The organism is Streptomyces sp. C (genome assembly GCF_000158895.1).
GTDB classification, from domain to species: domain Bacteria; phylum Actinomycetota; class Actinomycetes; order Streptomycetales; family Streptomycetaceae; genus Streptomyces; species Streptomyces racemochromogenes.
The window spans coordinates 5975098-5976983 of the sequence record NZ_GG657750.1 but is presented as its reverse complement, the minus strand read 5'-3'; the positions used below and the strand labels follow the sequence as shown (position 1 = coordinate 5976983).

Sequence of the window (1886 nt, the reverse complement as noted above, 5' to 3'; positions counted from 1 at the left end):
GGCCTTCCACACGCCGAGCAGGGCGGCCACCAGTTCGGGCCCGCGGTCCAGCAGGACGGCGACCCGGGTCTCGGGGCCGGCCCCGAGGGCGCGCAGCCTGCGGGCGATGCGGTTGGCCCGCTCGTCGAGCTCGGCGTACGAGGTGCCGGGGGTGCCGGCGCCGGTGAGGGCGGTGGCCCACGGGGTGTGGGCGGCCCGTGCCTCGAAGCCGGTGAGGACGTCCACCGGGGTCTCGGGGTGCGGCAGCGGCGGCGCGGCCAGGCGGGCCTTCTCGTAGGCGGTGGGGAAGGCGCCGGTGGCGTCCCCGCCGGCTCCGGTGCGGGCCATCTCGGCGAGCACGGCCTTGTAGAGCCCGGCGAGGCGTTCGGCGTTGGCCTTGGCGAGGGTCCTCGTACGGGAGGCGATCGACATGTGGCCGCGTACCGGGGTGCCGACGACGAGCGGGAACTCGTTGGGGCTGTCGTCGCGGCTGGCCATGATGTCGATGAGCTCCACGTCGACCTGGTGGAAGTCCAGGTAGTGGAAGAGCACGTCGATCAGGTGGCTCTCGCCGCCGGGCACGCGCATGGCGGGCATCGGGTAGCGGCGGTGCGGCCACAGCGAGACCTCGCGGGCGAACACCTCCTGGGCCAGTTCGCCCCAGGTGGCGGCGCCCGTGCGGTAGGGGAAGGGGACGGAGTTCAGGTACATGCCGGAGACCCGCTCGGCGCCGGCCTCCTCGGGGCGGGCGTCGGCGACCATGCCGCCGCGGAAGGCCCCGGCCCGGGTCAGCATCGACAGGACCTTGCTGTGCGCGGCGTGCAGGACGCTCTTGTACGGGACCTGCGCGGCCGAGGCGAGGGCGCGCAGGCCCGGCTCGACCTCGGCGAGGTCGATGTCGATGCGGTAGCGCTCGTCGATGCCGTGCGGGTCGCCGCCCCAGCCGGTGGGGATGGTGAACTTCTCGTGGGCGTCGACGAGTTCGCGCCAGTAGTCGCGGTCCTCGGCACTGGCCAGGGAGCGCAGCTCGCCGGCGATGAAGTCTGCGTAGCGCACGGCCGGGACGGGCGGGGCCGGTTCGGGCTCGCCGCCGGCGCGGATCGCGTTGTAGGCGCGGAGCAGCTCCATCAGCTGGGAGTGGTAGCTCCAGCCCTCGATGACGGGGTGGCACTCGGTGATGGACAGCCACCAGCTCTCGTCGTCGACGAGGTGGACGGCCATCCGCATGAGGGGGGCGGCGGTGAGGTCGAACAGCTCCTCGCGGTCGCGGTCGGCGAAGGACCACAGGGTGGACTCGCGGTCCTCGCGGGGCAGGTGGCGCAGGTCCTCGAAGACGCACGGCATGGTGACGGTGCCGACGGCGTGGACGAGCTGGAGGGGCTCGCTGTAGCCGGCCATGGCGAAGGAGGTCCGCATCACCTCGTGGCGTTCGACGATCAGGTCGGCGGCGCGCCGGAAGACCTCGGGGTCGAAGGGGAGGGCGTCGCGGATCCGGAAGGAGGTGATGTTGTGGTAGCGGTTCTCGCCGCTGCGGCCGTGCATCTCGACGAGCATTCCGGCCTGGATCCGGGAGACCGGGTAGGCGTCGGTGACGTCGGCGGGCAGGGTGAGCCGGTCCTCCTCGGAGATCAGGGCGAAGGGGGCGACGGGCCCGTCGGCGCGTTCGGCGGAGCCGTCGCCGGCCTGGTCGCCGAGGGCGGCGCGGAGCCTGGCGACGGTGCGGTGTTCGAAGACGTCGCGGACGCTGGTCTCCCAGCCGGCCTCGCGCAGGGCGCCGACGAGGGAGACGGCGCGGATGGAGTCGCCGCCGAGGTCGAAGTAGTTGTCGTGGACGCCGACCTTCTCCAGGCCGAGGACCTGGGCCCAGACGGCGGCGATGGAGGCCTCGGCGGCGTCGCGGGCCTCGA

General features: G+C 73.4%; 1 protein-coding gene. It reads right to left on the bottom strand.

Translation table 11 applies throughout. The features are described from left to right. A partial coding sequence (locus tag SSNG_RS44125; protein ID WP_007267093.1) for a condensation domain-containing protein occupies positions 1 to 1886 on the bottom strand: 1886 nt, incomplete at both ends.